We start from the raw sequence: 17,533 nt of genomic DNA on the forward strand, positions 1-17,533 counted from the left end.
CGGCTAACCTCCGGTTGTCAGATCATTGTAGCGACTAAGTTTTCATTACTATTTTCAATTTTCACTATTTAAATTTAAGTTACAATGAACCTGTACGTAGGCAACCTCTCCTGGACAATGACAGAGGACGACCTTAGAAATCTATTTGAACAGTATGGTACCGTTAGTTCCATCAAAATTGTTAAAGACCGCGAAACCGGAAGAAGCAAAGGATTTGGATTTGTAGAAATGGAAAACGATACGGAAGCCCAGAATGCACTCAGCAGCCTGTACGACAAGGAGATCATGGGAAGAAAAATCGTTATCAATGAAGCTCAGGAAAGACCAGCCAAGCCAGGTGGTGGCGGCGGTTTTAAAAAGAGAAGCTTTGGTGGCGGCGGTGGCGGCTACAACAAAGGTGGCGGCGGGTACCGTGATCGCGACCGTGGTGGCTATAACAAAAGAGATTACAATAACGAATACTGATAATTAACTGTTCATCTTATTTTAAAATCCCGAAAACTTCGGGATTTTTTATTTTACATCAATTTAAAGCTAAGCCCGGCTGCAATACCCGGGATTTACACTTACAAGCTGTTTTGACACATGTAAAATAATAAGAAACCCGTATTTTGGGGTATGCCTTTTGATTTACATTGCTGTTGAGTAACTTGCCTGGCGTGCCCGGTGGTTTATATTTTACTTTAAACAACAATAAAACAAAGAAAAATTTAATGGTTACCGTCATCATACCAACACTAAATGAAGCAAAAACGATCGGCAATATTGTGCGTTTCTGCCTTGAAAACTCGCTCGTAAGCGAAGTTATTGTGGTAGATGATAATTCGGAGGACGGAACGGCTTCGGCTGCCCTGGCAGCGGGAGCTAAAATCATCAATAGCAAAATACGGGGCAAAGGAATATCTATGAAAGAAGGTATCCAATTGTCCCGTAATGCAATACTGCTCTTCCTCGACGGCGATATTGACCCCTATCCTCCCGACACCATTAACCTCCTTGCTGCTCCCTTAATTGAGGATGAAGCAGATTTTGTAAAAGCTACCTTTGCCAGGAACGCCGGCCGGGTAACGGAACTGGTTGCCAAACCATTGCTTAATATATATTATCCCGGGTTGTCGGGCTTCTCACAACCATTGAGCGGAATGATCGCAGGCCGCAAAAATTTTTTTAGGAGAATTGATTTTTTTAATGATTACGGTGTAGATATAGGCATTCTTATAGATATGTACCTGATGAAAGCAAGGATCAGGGAAGTGAATATTGGTTATATAGAAAACAACAGCAAACCCTGGGAAAGCCTTGGAAAAATGAGTAAAGAAGTGTCGCGCGCCATCATTGCCAAAGCACAGCCCCAATCGGAATTTAATCTGCCGGAGGAAGAAATATCTTCTATAGAAACCATCCAGCGGGAAATGCACAATACCCTAAAGGAAAATCTTTCCAAATACCATAAGCTCATCGTTTTTGACCTGGATGATACCGTTTTTAACGGCCGTTTTATTGATGAGTGCGCGGTTGCTTTTGGCTTCAACCGTGAATTGGAAGACCTGAGGTTCAATGAAAAAGATCCCATTATCTTAACCAAGCGAATCGGCTTACTGCTGAAAGGGAAAACAATGGATGACCTGCTGAATATCGTTTCGCGCATTGAAATGGTAAAAGACATACAGACTGTAGTACAGGCATTAAAAGAAAAAGAATACCTGGTTGGTATCATCAGCCATAGTTATCTGCTGATCGCAAATTATGTACGTCAAAATATCGGCGGCGATTTTGCATACGCCAACCAGCTTGATATCTATGAAGGCAGGGCAACCGGCGAAGTAAATATGCCCTCTTACTTCTTTGCTTCGCCCGAAAGCATTTGCGGGCATTCCTATTGTAAAACCAATGCGTTGCAATACGCATGCGATAAATACAATGTATCGCTCCGGAACTGCATTGTGGTAGGCGACGACCGGGACGACCGGTGTATTATGGCACATGCCGGCAAGGGGGTTGCTTTTTGCACAGGGGATGAATTACTGGAAAAAATTGCCTATATTTCCATAAAGGAAAAATCCTTTAAACCCCTGCTTGATATAGCATGATCATATCATATCCGAATGAAAACTTTTATTAACCAAAAAAACCTTTTCTATGCAAAACAAACTGTACAATATCCTGGTTCCGGTTGATTTTACAGCCAAAAACAAATGGGCTATAGCCAAAGCCATAGAGATGGCCAATAACTTTAATTGCAATATTCACCTGGTGCATGTTGTATTTAAGCCGGTTTTTCCTTTTTTTCCGATAGATGCCAGCCGGTTCACACCTTACGCATCCCACATTAACATGCAGGCATGCCGCGAAAAGCTTACCCGCCTTAAGGCAGCATATAAAAATCAATTGTGCGGAGAAGGAGAAATTGAGATCAGCCTGTTACAGGGACAGCCGCAGGAGCAACTCAGGCAATACATTGAGTTGTACAATATGGACATGGTGGTATTAGGGCTGTCTAAATTCAACCTGTTGCAACGCATCATTTCTTCTATTTCTATCAGCATGTTGGCCCGCAAGACCAATATCCCCATTCTGGCTGTCAGGTCCGGCGGCCTGGTAAGCCATTTCAAAAAGATCGTATTACCCCTGTACAATGATATCCCGGTAGAACGGATCAAACTGGCCACAATGCTTGCGCGCTCTTTCAGATCAACCGTTTACCTGGTTTCATTGAGAAGTCATTTGAGCAATGGAAAAAATATAGCAGATAAAACACTCGAACTGGTGCAAAGCGTTTCTACCATACCGGTTCAATGTTTTTTGCTGGAAGGAAAGAACCTTGCCAAGAGCACACTTGATTTTTCGAAACGGATCAACGCAGATCTTATTCTCGGGCAGTCAATCAAAGAATCTCGCCTGCCGGGCTTATGGAACAGGATCACCAATAAATTATTGTCGTACGCTTCAAAAATCCCGGTATTAACGTTTGATAAAACTACCGAACAGGCATAGCCATCATTACATTACAGCCTGCTGCTGTTCTTTCCCAGCTCAATCACCTCGCAATCCTTCATTGAATTGCCATCAATTACCAGCCGTACTATCGTTCTTACCTTATGCCATCCCTGCCTGCCCGCAGCCCCGGGGTTAATATGCAGACAATTGAGCTGATCATCGTATATTATTTTTAAAATATGCGAATGACCGCTGATGAATAATGCCGGCTGGTTGTTTATGATCTCCTTCTTTACTCCGGGTGCATATCTTCCGGGGTAACCACCGATATGCTGCATAAAAACACCTGCCTGTTCCGTTACAAAATGAAGCTTTTCGGGGTAAATGCTTCTTATATCGTTCGAATCTATATTGCCATACACAGCTTTTAGCGGCTTAAAGGCTTTGAGCGCATCTGCAACGGCAAAACCGCCAAAATCGCCCGCGTGCCATATTTCATCACAATGCTCAAAATGCCTGAAAACATTTTCATCCAGGTATCCATGGGTATCGGATATTAAACCAATTTTTGTCATCCGGGCAATAAATTATTCCGTAAATGTAGGAGGCATTATTTAATATTACCACCAACGCTCAGCCCGCTGGGTACCGCATCCGGTATTTTCCTGTCGTACTTGTCGTCATTGAGCGTATTCAAAAATTCTACAATACGGGGTATATTTTTGAATGCTACCCGGGTTTGAATAGCAAGGGTATCCAGTAGTTCCTTTTTAATATTTGTATTGGGCAACGGCTTGCCGTGCAGATCTTCATAAAAAGTCAATACCTGTTCCAGTGTTTTTAATTTGCCACTGTGCATATAGGGCGCCGAAAATCGTAAATTCCTCAAGGTTGGTGTACGAAAAGCAAAGCTGTTGTTAACCCCGGAATCAATTATTCCCAGTTTTTCATTGTCGGCTACACCCAATACATGGGGCTTAAAATCGGAAAGCATAGGTCCGTTATGGCACCGGGCACATCCCGATTCCATGAACAGTTGCATCCCATTTTTTTCCGACTGGGTTAATGCACTGGCATTACCGCGCATAAATTCATCAAACCTGGAGTTATTGGCTACCAAAGAACGCTGGAAGCTGGCCAATGCCTTCCCCAGGTTCGTTTCAGTTATGGATTCCTCCTCATTGAAAGCTGCCTTAAATAGCTGCCTGTATTCAGGAATAGCCCTTAATCTTTTTATAACTATTTGCAAAACATCGTGTTCTCCAATATTCCGGCCCCGCATTTCCTCCAACTGCTTGATAGGTTGTAATGCCTGCATTTCCAAACTTTTCACTCTTGAATCCCAAAACATAGGCGCTTCTTCAGGCTTATAATCGCCATTTACATCAATACCGTTAAATGCAGTATTTACCAAAGCAGGAGCATTTCTTTTTGAAAAGGGAATATCGTTAGGCTGAACAAAATGCCGTGCAGACCCAAAGCCCTTTCCATTCACTCCGATAGGCAGCTCAAGGCTTTCAGCATAACCAAATTCCGGATGATGGCAGGAAGCACAGGAAACATCTTTGTTCCCCGAAAGGATAGGGTCATAAAAAAGCAAACGGCCGAGCTCAATTTTTTCTTCGGTCACAGGATTGTTTTCGGGTGCTGTATATGTTAGTGGCAACGCAGATATAGTTCCCAGATCGGCCGGCTTTTCTCTGGGTACAGGCACAATTTTATTTTCTTCATCGCGCTGCGTGCAGCTTTGTATAAACAATACACCCAACCCAATAGCCACCAGAATAATAAAAATGATATTGCGCTGCACCAGTTCGGATAATTTAAATTATAAAGCTACTTATAATAAAGGACAAATATATCCTCTATTCTTTAAAAAAGCGGCTTAAAACATTTATTGTATTGGATCTTATGCAGGTACAATAAAAAAACCCCTGAAATTCAGAGGTTTTTTTTTAATTTAGGAAACATTTATTTTACTTCTTCAAATTCGGCGTCGGTTACATTGTCGCCATCAGGCTGAGCATTTTGCTGTTCATGCTGGGTTGCTCCATTATTAGCGGAAGCGGTTGATCCTGTTTGCTGCTGAGCTTTGTATATCTCTTCCGAGGCTGCTGTCCAGGCTGTATTCAATTCAGCCATGGCTGTGTCAATGCCCGCAATATCCTGCTGCTTATGTGCGTCTTTCAGTTTATTGAGTCCTGATTCTATAGGTCCCTTTTTATCTGCGGGGATCTTATCGCCGAATTCCTTCAGTTGCTTTTCTGTTTGAAAGATAAGGCTATCGGCCTGGTTCACTTTCTCCACCTTTTCATGCGCTTCTCTATCCGAAGATTCATTGGCTTTGGCTTCGGCTTTCATTCGTTCTACTTCTTCTTTACTCAATCCGCTACCTGCCTCAATGCGTATATTTTGCTCCTTGCCGGTTCCTTTATCCTTTGCTGTAACATTTAAAATACCGTTGGCATCAATGTCAAATATTACTTCAACCTGCGGAACACCGCGAGGGGCCGGCGGTATACCATCAAGATTAAACATACCCAGGCTCTTATTCTGGGAAGCCATCGGCCTTTCGCCCTGCAGTACATGAATCTGCACACCGGGCTGGTTATCGGAGGCGGTTGAAAACACTTCCGATTTTTTTGTAGGGATCGTGGTATTGGAGTCAATCAGGCGTGTCATTACGCCACCCATCGTTTCAATGCCCAGCGAAAGCGGGGTAACATCCAGCAACAATACATCTTTTACCTCACCGGTCAATACTGCCCCCTGAATGGCTGCGCCCAGCGCTACAACTTCATCAGGATTTACTCCTTTATTTGGCTTCTTACCGAAAAATTTTTCAACAATTTCCTGAACTTTGGGGATACGCGTACTTCCTCCTACCAGTATCACTTCATCTATCTGACTGGTATTTAAGCCGGCATCTTTCAACGCCTGCTCACATGGCTTCAGGCATCTTTCGAGTAAATTATCTGCTAACTGCTCAAATTTGGCCCTGCTCAGTTTTTTTACCAGGTGTTTGGGAACGCCATCTGCAGCAGTAATGTAAGGGAGGTTTATCTCCGTTTCACTGGAAGAAGACAATTCAACTTTAGCTTTTTCAGACGCTTCCTTTAAACGCTGTAAAGCCATGGGATCCTTCCTCAGATCAATATTCTCGTCTTTCTTAAACTCATCGGCTAACCAGTCTATAACTACTTTATCAAAGTCATCGCCTCCCAGGTGAGTGTCTCCGTTTGTAGATTTTACCTCAAACACGCCATCTCCCAATTCCAGAATGGAGATATCGAAAGTACCGCCACCCAGGTCGAACACTGCTATTTTTTCATCTTTATGCTTTTTATCTAATCCGTAAGCCAGGGCGGCAGCGGTGGGTTCGTTTACAATACGGCGAACATTTAATCCCGCAATTTCTCCTGCCTCTTTGGTTGCCTGCCGCTGAGAATCATTAAAATAAGCCGGAACCGTAATAACTGCTTCACTTACTTCCTGTCCTAAATAATCCTCGGCCGTTTTTTTCATTTTCTGCAGTGTCATTGCAGAAATTTCCTGGGGTGTATATAATCTGCCATCTATGTCTATCCGAACAGTATTATTGTCACCTTTTACTACTTTATAACTCCAATGCTTAATTTCTTCTCCTACTTCATCGTACCGGCGCCCCATAAATCGTTTAACCGACATTATGGTATTAACAGGGTTGGTAATTGCCTGCCGTTTAGCCGGATCGCCCACTTTGCGTTCTCCGTTTTTCATAAAAGCAATAACAGAAGGCGTGGTACGGCGGCCTTCATCATTAGCTATAACCACAGGTTCATTGCCTTCCATAACGGCAACGCAGCTATTGGTTGTACCCAAATCTATTCCTATTATTTTTCCCATATTATTAGGTCCTCCTTTTAAATGTTAAAAGTCATGAGTTAACAGGCAAGCATTATGCCATCAACCATAAAATGAAAAAATGGCAGTCTCTTTCTCTCTTTAAATGTGCAATTCTGCATTTACTCAACAGGCGTGAAAGATATGGTAAGGATATATCTATATTTCGAATATCCCGTTTTTTATGGCATACATCACCAATCCAACCCTCGACCGGATCTTCAGCTTTTCAAACAATGCATTGCGGTAATCTTCTACGCGGCGTATACCAACAAACATTTTTTCGGCAATTTCTCTATACGACAATTCGGAACAGGTGAGCTTTAAAAATTCCATTTCTTTATCGGTAAGGACTGCGTGCTCATCGGATTGATCCATATTTTTATTGAGTCCCCCTACTATTTTCCCGGTAATATATTCCGAGAGATAAAAATTTTTCTGCATAACCGATTTTAATGCAAGATGAAGCTCTTCCGGCTCAGCCGTCTTCATAATATAGCCTTTAGCCCCCAGTTTCAGCATACGTATTATGGTGTTTTCATCGCTGAACATAGACAAAGCCAGGATCCTGATCTGAGGATAATTTTTAAACAGCCATTCTGCTGTTTCGAATCCGTCCATACCGGGCATATTTACATCAAGCAGTATTATTTCAGGAATACACTTTTTTTGCAATTTTTCTTTCAGTTCCTCCCCGTTTTGCGCCTCAAAAAATACAGAGAAGCTTTCAAACGAATCAATAAGCTTGGCTAATGCATTGCGTAAAAGGGTGTGATCGTCTACTACCGCTACCTGTATTTTTTTTATGCTGTTGGACATAACTGATTAATCATTTTCCTTGTTCCTGAGTAACGGCAATTCCATCTGCACAAAGGTACCTTTTCCAGGCTCTGAAGTAAACAGCATAGCAGCTCCTATCAGTTTAGCCCTGTTGCGCATGCTTTTTAACCCAACACCGTTTAACGGAGAAAGTGAATTCTTTTTTTCCTGCATATCAAATCCCACTCCATTGTCCCTTACTGAAAAAGCAAAAGCCTCCTCAGATAAGTAATCCAGTGAGATCGCTATCTCAGTAGCTTTGGCATGTTTCAGAATATTGTTAACCAACTCCTGAAAAATACGAAAAATAAAAATTTCCTTTTGCTCACCCAGGCGATATTCTTCCCCATGAACATCCAGGTTAACTTTCATCAACCCCGTTTTGCGGAGCGTTTCCAGGTCAAAGCGGATAGACTCTACCAATCCGATCTGGGCTATACGGTCGGTATGTAAACTCTTGGTAAGGTCGGCAAGGTCATAAACAGCCTTGTTCAGTACTTCCCGTATGTGTTGAAGAGGTGCATAAGCCTGGTGTTCTTTTTCGATCGGCAAAACGGCTAAAGACAATTTTACAACCGACAGTACCTGCCCGATGTTGTCGTGCAGCTCCTGGGCTATGGACTTTAAGGTAGTTTCCTGGATCTCCAACTGCGATTTCAGCACTTCCTGGTCATATTCTTCTTTTACTCTTGCCAGTTCCTGCTCCTGCCGGTATTGTTTGCGCTGGTATAAAAAAAGAATGGTAACAATAAACCCCACCAGTAACAGGGCCAGCAGCCCACCTATAACAACTAAGAAAAGGATTTCCTGATTCTGATCCTGCATAATGAGGCTATGATAAAGGATGAATATAACAAAATATTCACGATGGCGAAAATGAAGGCTATGTTTTTAACGATAATGTTGGAAGGATCCTGGAAGAAATTGATAAGTGCATACAAAGGGAAAGTGCAGGCGTAAAAAAACAACAATCCCGAACATATCCAAAAGGAAGGCTCACGGATAAGGTTAACCGGTTTGTTTAGCTGGAACAACTCAAAGAAATAAATTATAGCGGCCATTACCACCAGTAAACAACCCAGACAAACTGTAATGGTATGAAACTGCGGCCCTTTCTGCAGAAAAAGCTTGTTTAAGATCACCAGTACCGGGTAAAGCCATAAGCTGTGAAGCAAAACCCTTTTCGCAAGCCGGTTGCTGATCATATAGCGAAGCATCCAGAAATAAAAAACAAATTCAATGGTAGTAAATACATTGTAAAGCGTTACGGTTATTAAACCTTCATCGCTTCGCCACCCCCCGATGAATTCAATTATAAACGTTGTTAACAGATAGACCGGGAAAGCCTTCAGAAAGACCGGTGTTCCTTTCTTAAAATATACCAATGCCCCAGTAATACTTCCCAGCAAAATAAGCCATATATAAATATTCCAGTTCATTTTGCTGCAAGGTAACTGGCAGCGTTGAAAAAATATAAAAGAAAAACCCCTTTTGTTAAAGGGGTTTAATTAAGTGATACATGTTAATATATCTATATAACTGTCAGTCCCTGTTCTCCCCTGTCTACGATCGTAACGCCAATGCCACCCCAGTCGTCACCTGCGATATCGCCTGGTTTTGGTGGTTTTCCGCAAACGGGAGGGCAAATGCTTCCGGAATTGTAAGCCAGGATTTGCGGGCCGTCTTCACCCTTAATATAGATATCCTTATTGGTAACGCCTGTTTCCAGTTCTTTTGTTTTGGTAGCTACCAGCACAAGCGTTTGGCGACCGGCAAATTCAGGACGTTCGGCAAAGTTTTCGGGGTAAGCCGAAAAATAGAATTTAATACCATCGCCCCCGTGAGATTTGGAGCGTGAAATAAATTCTTCCAATTCTTCAATGCTGTACCAAACACTCAATGAATCTTCCTTTCCAAGGCGTTCCGAATTGTGTGCCCATCTTTCCTGTTTGTAGGTGCGGATTACGGTGTCTACATGTTCTGTACTAACGTACTTTCCAACTTTTAGTGATTTCTTCTCAATTGTAAGCATGATTTAAATGGTTTAAAGTGAATGAATAATTAATTCACAGTAAAGCTACCAGAAGAAGAAATACAAACACACCTACAAATATGTGCAATTCAATCAATTACAAATTAAAATTATTTATATCGTTAAGAGAGCCAATAACAAATGATAATTCCCGGTTAAAAAAACCGCTTATTATAGGAAAAAATACCGTTAAAAAACGGTAGCAAAATACCGCTAAAAAACGGTAGCAAAGATACCGTTAAAAAACGGTAGCAAAATACCGTTTAAAATTCATATCAAATGTTTCATATTTTTTAGATATTTAACGCGGCTTGTTTAAGATTGAATTGTACAATCAGTTTGTATAATTCTTCAATATTAGTTAAAATCAAGCCAAAAGAATAAAAACCCAGACCGCATTTATGCAATTCTATAAATAAACCTTATCCTTTTTTCTGTTCTGGCTGTTGCTATCCTAACACCAACTTCCTGTGACTAAACCTATTCTAAGGAATAATTTACTTAGGCCGGGGTACAAATAAATAAGCCAAGCAAAACCTCCGCTCCTTATTTTCTCTTTTACCCCGAAAAAAGTAAAAGATGACGGCTTAAGTATTTTATTCCGTTTTCTGCCCTACTTTAACCTTCTGCGATATCTTAAACGTAAAATTCCGTTGTGTCAGATAACTGAATGAAATTACAATAGCCGTAGTACATATTTTGGCTATGGTTGGGTAAAAATGGAATACTTCTACAAATAGTTTTATGAAGACATAGTTCAGGAACACACATATCACTACGAGCATAAAATACCTGAACAATTGTACCCTTCCTCTCAAGGAAGAGCCCGTAAACACAACGTTCCTCATTAAAAAAAAACCGGTAGGAAAAGTTATCAGGAATGATATGATAAATGCAGCAATATACGGGCTGATACTAATAAGCGGTGTATGAACGATTTGTTTTTGGAGAATAAAATTGTAGGCAACAAAATAAATCACGATATCCAGCACAGTATTACCGCCGCCACAGGCAATATACCGGAAGGTTTGCCTATCTATTAGCTTTTGGAAGGGAACATAAAAAAAGTCGAGAACGGCAATGATAAATTTCTTCAAAACACTTCTATTATTCTTAACTGGCGGGTATAAAATTAACCAAAAAACCCCACCCGGCTGCTAAATTCCCAATCACCTGAAATCATTAAAAAAGCATACCCGTTCCCCTTGCAAATGTCCTGGCTTTTGGCCCGGGATAATTAAAACAATGTAGCATCCGGGCTGTAACCCCACCCCAAAAACCCGCGTTTATAACAACGGTTGCTGCACAGGTGGGCGTTACGGTTATAAACCCTTACTGCTTAATGTATTGTGCTTCAACGACCATTCTCACTTCATCACTCACCACTATGCCACCGGCCTCAGTTACCCCGCTCCAGTTCAGTCCAAAATCCTTACGGTTTATCTTGCCCGACACGGAAAAGCCTGCCTTCGTTTGCCCATACGCGTCTACCACTATCCCGCCGGCTTCCACATTTAATTTTACAGCTTTGGTTACATCACGGATCGTAAGATTGCCTTCCAGCTCATATTCGTTATCGCCTTTTTTCTTCAGACCTGTTGATTCGAACCTAATCCGGGGATACTTTTCAGCATTAAAAAAATCATCGCTTTTCAGGTGTGCATCTCTTTGGTCGTTATCTGTTGTAACAGAAGCCGTTTCTACAGTAAAAATCACTTTGGCTTTGCTAAAGTCATCGTCGCCGGTTTCGGCTTCCGAATTAAACTTTTTAAAACTTCCCGTCACATTTGTGATCATCAGGTGTCTTACTTTAAAGGTCACTTCAGTATGAGCCGGGTCCAGTGCCCATTTTGTAACAGCCATAATATTTAAATTTAATTGTTTACTTGTCTTTTAAATTCCGGTCACGATACATCTTCGCCACAGAGCTTGATGTTTAAACATTAAATGACAACAAATATGCCATTCTTATAGCTGACAGATTGACGGCACAAAGATAGTTTATCTTCAACATTCAATCTGCATTCTTTATACAGTGCGGAAGGACAAAAATGATTATCTTGTATAATTAACCATAAAAGCGAATGCTATGATCAAGTTGCAAGTAATTGGAAATTTAGGTAAAGATTGTATTACCAACTCGGTAAACGGTAAATCCGTTATCAATTTCAGCGTTGCTCATACCGAAAAGTTCCGCGACTCCTCGGGTCAGCAAAAAGAAAAAACAACATGGGTAGAATGTGCTTACTGGACCGATAAAACCGGTATTGCACCTTATCTAAAGAAAGGCACACAGGTATATGCAGAAGGCACACCGGAAGTAAGGAATTTTACGCGGAATGATGGAACCGCAGGTGCCTCGCTTACCATGCGTGTACTGTCGGTTCAGCTTTTGGGCAGTGCCAACCGCAATGAAACAAGCGGAAGCGCCGGCAATGCCTATAATGAGCCTGTTTCCAACCAGGCAGCATCTTCCGGGGAGGTTCCTACAGCAGTAGATGACCTGCCCTTTTGATCATTTTAATTCTAACCGGTGAAACATGAACAAGCAAGCGCTTACATGTTTCACCTTTTTGTTTATTGAGGTGTCAGCTATCAGGGGATATTGCCTTATAGCCCGGACCATCGTTTACGATTGCACATCATTTCGGAATTGGAGTTTATGGTTTTTTGTTTGTTGTATTCTTCGGATTTGTCCTTGTGATTTGGTTCTTGTTATTCATCTCCCGGTACTTTGCGTTCAGATGCGGTGCTGACCCTCCTGCCTTGGGTGCCGACCGCATCTCCGGATCTTTAATGTCTATGGTTTTTTGTTTGTTTCTTCTTGCAGGGGTTCTTAGTGCTTTATATTTCCCATTATCTTTGCACGCTAAATAAAAAAATAAGGGCAGATCATGAAAATCATGAAGTTTGGCGGCACCTCCGTAGGCAAGCCGGAAAGGATGCAGCAGGTAGCGAAACTGATCACATCGGACAATGAACCAAAGATCGTAGTACTTAGCGCGTTAAGCGGAACCACCAATGCATTGGTTACCATTGGTGAGTCATTGTCTAAAGGCGATAAGCAGCACGCCAAAGAAATAATAGATACGCTGGAAGCGCATTATCAGGTTTTTATTAAAGATCTGTTGAAAAAAGAAGCTACCCTCAAAAAAGGAGAAGCCATTCTTACGGAGCACTTTGATTTTTTGAATATCATTCTCAAAATATCTTTTAACGAAGCGCTGAACAAAGATATACTGGCCCAGGGAGAATTGATGAGCACAAAATTATTCAGCATATACCTTGAGGAAAACAACATTGATCATGCATTACTGCCGGCCCTGGATTTTATGCAGATTGATACAAACGATGAACCTTATTTTGATGCGATCCGGGTTAAACTCAACCGCGTTCTTCAGCAGCACCCGACCACGAAATTATTTGTGACCCAGGGTTATATCTGTCGCAATTCAAAAGGAGAAGTAGATAACCTGAAGCGCGGCGGAAGCGATTATACTGCCTCTTTAATAGCCGCTGCCGTTAATGCCACCGTATGCGAAATATGGACCGACATCGATGGCATGCAGAACAGTGACCCCCGCATTGTAAATAAAACAAAACCAATAGTGCAGCTGAGCTTCGATGAAGCGGCGGAGCTGGCCTATTTTGGCGCTAAGATCCTGCACCCCACCTGTATCTGGCCTGCCCAGCAGGAAAAAGTTCCCGTAAAGCTTCTCAATACCATGCAACCCGACGCGCCGGGTACCACTATTATGCAGGAAGCGGGATCGGTAGGTGTAAAAGCAGTAGCTGCAAAAGACGGTATCATTGCCATTAAAATTAAAAGCAGCCGCATGCTGCTCGCATATGGATTTTTAAGGAAAATATTTGAGGTATTCGAAAAATATAAAACCCCGATTGATATGGTTACCACGTCGGAAGTTGCCGTATCGGTTACCATAGATAATGATGCTCATCTTGCACAGATATCAAAAGAGCTGGAGCCATTTGGTACAGTGGTAATAGATAAGGATCAAACGATTGTTTCCATTGTAGGTAACCAGATAGCGCAAACGCCGCATGTATTAAGCAAGCTATTTGATTCCCTGTCGGAGGTACCGGTTCGTATGGTAAGCTACGGCGGAAGCAGCCACAATGTTTCGGTACTGGTTCCCTCTGCCTATAAAAACCAAACCCTGCAATCGCTCAATAAAGGGGTGTTCGGGCTGGAATGATCATTTTGCGCAATAATCATTAAATACAAACGGCTCCCAATCCGGAAGCCGTTTATTATATGCGGACATGATGCGTATTATTCCAAAACCCTTTCTATTATTTTACCTGATTTCTTTTCCTTGAGTATCAGTTTTTTTGCGCCGTAATGGGTCATTTCTTCTTTTACGAGGTAATGATCTTTATCATATTCTACCAAATGGCTGTCTTTCGTTACACCTGTTTTGCCCCGCCATATTTCCAATTGTACAGGTTCCCACAATTTGGTTTTGGCCGAACGGTAAGCAGCATCTAAAATACAATTCACCACGTATCCGTCATAAAAAGTTTCTTTAGGATCTGTACCCTGCTCCAGGGAATTGAACATATCCATGAACATATGGTTATACCCCAGTTCATTGAGTTCATCTCCTACCGGGAATAACCACCCGCTGTTGCTCTCTGCTTTTTCAGCTACATAGTCGGCGCCTTTGCCGGTGGTAAACATTTCAAAACCTGTACGCAAAAAGCTGTTTGTCCAGATGGTTCCTTCCGTTCCCATTACTTCATCACGAAGATCAAGGCCGCCACGGAATGTCCAACTCACTTCAAACTGTGCAATAGCGCCGTTTTCGTATTTGATCAAAGCTATGCCATGATCTTCTGCATCAATGGGCTTTACCTGCGTATCGGCCCAACACATTACCTCCACCGGTTTAATATCCTTTCCAATATAGCTCCGGGTAATTTCCACGCAATGACAACCCAGGTCCAGTATACATCCGCCTCCTGCCTGCTCTATATCCCAGAACCAGTTGCTGTGCGGGCCGGGATGCGTTTCCCTCGACTTGGCCCACAGTATTCGCCCCAATGCCCCGTTCTTAACACTTTCATGCGCTTTAATGAATTTTGGCGTATACACAAGATCTTCAAGGTAACCATTAAAGATCCCGGCTTTTTCCACGGCTTCCAGCATACGTTTTGCTTCCTGCGCGTTGCGGCCCAGGGGCTTGGTGGTGATCACTGCCTTTTTATGTTTACAACAAAGCAGCACCGCTTCCTCGTGCAGGTTATTGGGCAAAGAAATACATACTACATCAACTTCGGGCCGGGCGATTGATTCCTCCATACTGGTTGTCCAGTGCTGAACATTATAGTCCTGTGCAAATTTTTTAGCGCTTTCTTCACGACGGGAATAAATGCTTACAATTTTGTCTTTGTTACGATAGCCCTGCAGCGAGTCTGCATAAAACCTTCCGATAAAACCGGAACCGAGCATAGCAATTTTTTGCATAATATTATTGGTTTAAAGATGTGATTAATCAGTGGTAAGTAGTAAGTGCTAAGTAGTAAGTAATGGCAGTTGACACAGGACACTCACCTTCACTATTCACCCCGTCCGAACGGCGTTCAGCCGGGCGGGCATTCACCACTCACCATTCACCACTCACTACTCACCACTCACTATTTGATTTTTTCATTAAATGCCGCTATAAAAAACAATAAAACCCCACCCGCAAAAGCCGCCGGTATCCACCAAAAGTGTTGCCACTGCAATAACGAAAGAGAGACACCGTCTTCAAGGAAGCTATTGTACAGCTCTCCTGCAATTTGGGTGCCTATAAGCATTCCAACACCGTAGGTTATAAATATCATCAGCCCCTGTGCCTGTGCCCTTATTTCAATGCTTGCTTTTTTATCCATATAGATTTGTCCGGTCACAAAAAAGAAATCATAGCATATGCCATGCAGGGCAATGCCGGCCATTATCATCCAGGTAGTGGTTTCAGGCGCTGCGGCGGCAAAAAGAGCGTATCGCAAAACCCAGGCCAGCATACCCACGGCAAGCATCCATTTTACGCCAAGTCTTCTGAAAAACAACGGCATCAAAAGCATAAATACCATTTCGGAAGCCTGTCCTATGGTTTGTGTGGCAGCAATATTTTGAAACTCAGAATTTTCAAGGAACAACTGCGTATAATTATAGTATACGGCCAGAGGAATGCATATCAGTAGTGAACTGATCAAAAAAACGTAAAAAGAACGGCTGCCCAGTTTCTTAAATGCATCTACCCCAATGATGGTTCGCGCGCTTACTTTTTTACCTGCCGCAGGCGGCGGTGTATGCGGCAGCGAGAAACTATATATGCCCAGTAAAAGACTGCTGCCAGCCGTAAGGTACAATGGAAGTGCCGTGGCTTCGGGCTTCAGATCCTGCTGCACAAATCCAACCAGTATAAAGCTGATGGTTAAGCCCGCTGCGATCCAGCCAATGGTACCAAACACCCTGATAGACGGGAACTGCTTTTCCTGCTGCGTCATTTGATGAAAAGCCAGTGTATTGGCGAGGCTCATGGTTGGCATATAACAAATGTTATAAGCCAGCAGCGATAAAATAAACAACAACGGATTATGCGTTAAAGAAGGCGTAATGAACATAAAAAGTGCCCCCAGTATATGCAGCGTGCCCAATACCTTTTGCGTAGCAAAATAGCGATCAGCTATAAGTCCTACAAAAAAAGGAGCAACAATTGCAGCTATGGCATTTACGGTAAAAGGCCAATGTGTTAAGGTTTTCATGCCATTCGACGACATATACACCGCTATGGCGCTATACCATGCTCCCCATACAAAAAATTCAAAGAACATCATTAGCGACAGCTGAACCCGCACTTTGGCATTCATAATAAAAATTTGATAATTTGATCCAAACTCTCCTTCCCGGCACTGTTTGTGCCCGGAATAAACATATCCATTCAAAAAAAGGAAATTACAAAAAGATTGATTGCCCGCACTAAAAAAAAGAATGATTTTTTGATAAGCGGCATGATACAAGTTTTGAAATCCAAACCGAATGATTATTTTTACATCCCTTCAATTGAACGCATTATGAAAATGTAATCGGGCTCCGGGAAGCCCCTTCATACAGCAAGCTCCTCTTATCATGCCTCCCGGGGTTAGATGGCTCTACTTTAATCATAGAATTTTTTAGCATCCAATTCATTATTATGACTGAAACAGGCAACAGGCGGCAGGTTTCTGCCCTGGCCTTAATAAAAGAAGCGGTAAACGGCCAGGAGCAGGACTACACCACCGGGAGTATACGAAAAGCTGTAATATTACTGGCTATTCCTATGATGCTTGAAATGAGCATGGAAAGTGTATTTGCAGTTGTAGATATATTTTTTGTAAGTCATTTGGGCAAACATGCCACTTCAACTGTGGGGTTAACCGAATCCGTAATTACCATTGTGTATTCGCTGGCTATGGGCATCAGTATGGCAGCAAGCGCTATGGTGGCAAGGCGCATCGGTGAAAAGAACAAACCGGGCGCTTCCCGCGCAGCCGGTCAATCTATTGTATTATCCATTGCCATAACCGTTGTAATAAGTGTGCCGGGCGTAATATTTGCCGCAGACATCCTGCGCATGATGGGCGCAGAGGAAGCAGCGATAGCGGAAGGCACAACTTATACGCGCATCATCATGGGCGGGAGCTTGGTGATCATGCTGCTTTTCCTGATCAATGGCATATTCAGGGGGGCAGGCAACCCGATGATAGCCATGAAGAGCTTGTGGCTGGCCAATATCTGCAATATTATTTTGTGCCCTTTGCTCATACGGGGATGGGGTCCTGTTCCCGCCCTCGGGCTAACCGGCGCCGCTATAG

17 protein-coding genes are annotated in these 17,533 nt (G+C 42.5%); 6 read left to right on the plus strand and 11 right to left on the minus strand.

Annotated features, from left to right (window positions below; all coding sequences use genetic code 11):
- Positions 1 to 84: 84 nt before the first annotated feature.
- The 3 genes from rbp (at position 85) to PLH26_RS11390 (ending at position 2,994) form a co-directional block, all read left to right on the plus strand.
- Positions 85 to 465, plus strand: coding sequence for an RNA-binding regulator (gene rbp, locus PLH26_RS11380; RefSeq protein ID WP_324586140.1), 381 nt, complete (start codon positions 85 to 87; stop codon positions 463 to 465).
- 248 nt (positions 466 to 713) lie between these two features.
- Positions 714 to 2,090: a glycosyltransferase gene (locus PLH26_RS11385; RefSeq protein WP_324586141.1), complete on the plus strand. Its 1,377-nt coding sequence runs from the start codon at positions 714 to 716 to the stop codon at positions 2,088 to 2,090.
- 49 nt (positions 2,091 to 2,139) lie between these two features.
- Positions 2,140 to 2,994 (plus strand): universal stress protein, encoded by an 855-nt coding sequence (locus PLH26_RS11390; protein WP_324586142.1) that lies wholly within the window; start codon positions 2,140 to 2,142, stop codon positions 2,992 to 2,994.
- 11 nt (positions 2,995 to 3,005) lie between these two features.
- Here the strand turns inward: PLH26_RS11390 and PLH26_RS11395 are convergent, their stop codons facing one another.
- The 9 genes from PLH26_RS11395 to PLH26_RS11435 all read right to left on the minus strand — a co-directional run bounded on the left by PLH26_RS11395 (position 3,006) and on the right by PLH26_RS11435 (position 11,533).
- Entirely contained in the window at positions 3,006 to 3,512 is a 507-nt protein-coding gene (locus PLH26_RS11395) for a metallophosphoesterase family protein (protein WP_324586143.1), read from the minus strand.
- Positions 3,513 to 3,547: 35 nt separating this feature from the next.
- Positions 3,548 to 4,747 carry a cytochrome-c peroxidase gene (locus tag PLH26_RS11400; RefSeq protein WP_324586144.1) on the minus strand — a complete coding sequence of 400 codons (1,200 nt, stop codon included), beginning with the start codon at positions 4,745 to 4,747 and terminating at the stop codon, positions 3,548 to 3,550.
- A 161-nt stretch (positions 4,748 to 4,908) separates the two neighbouring features.
- A complete protein-coding gene (dnaK, locus tag PLH26_RS11405) occupies positions 4,909 to 6,822 on the minus strand; it encodes a molecular chaperone DnaK (RefSeq protein ID WP_324586145.1) in 1,914 nt (637 codons plus the stop codon).
- A gap of 156 nt (positions 6,823 to 6,978) precedes the next feature.
- Positions 6,979 to 7,638 (minus strand): response regulator transcription factor, encoded by a 660-nt coding sequence (locus PLH26_RS11410; protein WP_324586146.1) that lies wholly within the window; start codon positions 7,636 to 7,638, stop codon positions 6,979 to 6,981.
- A 6-nt stretch (positions 7,639 to 7,644) separates the two neighbouring features.
- Complete coding sequence (locus PLH26_RS11415) at positions 7,645 to 8,463, minus strand: sensor histidine kinase (protein ID WP_324586147.1); 819 nt, start codon at positions 8,461 to 8,463, stop codon at positions 7,645 to 7,647.
- A complete protein-coding gene (locus PLH26_RS11420) occupies positions 8,430 to 9,077 on the minus strand; it encodes a hypothetical protein (protein WP_324586148.1) in 648 nt (215 codons plus the stop codon). Before PLH26_RS11420 ends, PLH26_RS11415 begins: the two co-directional genes overlap by 34 nt.
- Positions 9,078 to 9,169: 92 nt before the next feature.
- Positions 9,170 to 9,670 carry a hypothetical protein gene (locus tag PLH26_RS11425; RefSeq protein ID WP_324586149.1) on the minus strand — a complete coding sequence of 167 codons (501 nt, stop codon included), beginning with the start codon at positions 9,668 to 9,670 and terminating at the stop codon, positions 9,170 to 9,172.
- A gap of 596 nt (positions 9,671 to 10,266) precedes the next feature.
- Entirely contained in the window at positions 10,267 to 10,767 is a 501-nt protein-coding gene (locus PLH26_RS11430; protein WP_324586150.1) for a GtrA family protein, read from the minus strand.
- 235 nt (positions 10,768 to 11,002) lie between these two features.
- Positions 11,003 to 11,533 (minus strand): YceI family protein, encoded by a 531-nt coding sequence (locus PLH26_RS11435; protein WP_324586151.1) that lies wholly within the window; start codon positions 11,531 to 11,533, stop codon positions 11,003 to 11,005.
- A gap of 226 nt (positions 11,534 to 11,759) precedes the next feature.
- Between PLH26_RS11435 and PLH26_RS11440 the strand changes: the two genes are divergently transcribed.
- Together PLH26_RS11440 and PLH26_RS11445 are read left to right on the plus strand one after the other, a co-directional pair.
- Positions 11,760 to 12,185: a single-stranded DNA-binding protein gene (locus tag PLH26_RS11440; RefSeq protein ID WP_324586152.1), complete on the plus strand. Its 426-nt coding sequence runs from the start codon at positions 11,760 to 11,762 to the stop codon at positions 12,183 to 12,185.
- Between the two features lie 379 nt (positions 12,186 to 12,564).
- A complete protein-coding gene (locus PLH26_RS11445) occupies positions 12,565 to 13,887 on the plus strand; it encodes an aspartate kinase (protein WP_324586153.1) in 1,323 nt (440 codons plus the stop codon).
- A 77-nt stretch (positions 13,888 to 13,964) separates the two neighbouring features.
- Here the strand turns inward: PLH26_RS11445 and PLH26_RS11450 are convergent, their stop codons facing one another.
- Both PLH26_RS11450 and PLH26_RS11455 read right to left on the minus strand, forming a co-directional pair.
- Positions 13,965 to 15,158: a Gfo/Idh/MocA family protein gene (locus PLH26_RS11450; RefSeq protein ID WP_324586154.1), complete on the minus strand. Its 1,194-nt coding sequence runs from the start codon at positions 15,156 to 15,158 to the stop codon at positions 13,965 to 13,967.
- Positions 15,159 to 15,328: 170 nt separating this feature from the next.
- Positions 15,329 to 16,549: an MFS transporter gene (locus PLH26_RS11455; protein WP_324586155.1), complete on the minus strand. Its 1,221-nt coding sequence runs from the start codon at positions 16,547 to 16,549 to the stop codon at positions 15,329 to 15,331.
- 323 nt (positions 16,550 to 16,872) lie between these two features.
- Here PLH26_RS11455 and PLH26_RS11460 point away from each other — a divergent pair.
- On the plus strand, positions 16,873 to 17,533 hold a 661-nt coding region (locus tag PLH26_RS11460; protein ID WP_324586156.1), incomplete at its 3' end, for an MATE family efflux transporter.

This window comes from Agriterribacter sp. (assembly GCF_035444585.1).
Classification (GTDB): domain Bacteria; phylum Bacteroidota; class Bacteroidia; order Chitinophagales; family Chitinophagaceae; genus Agriterribacter.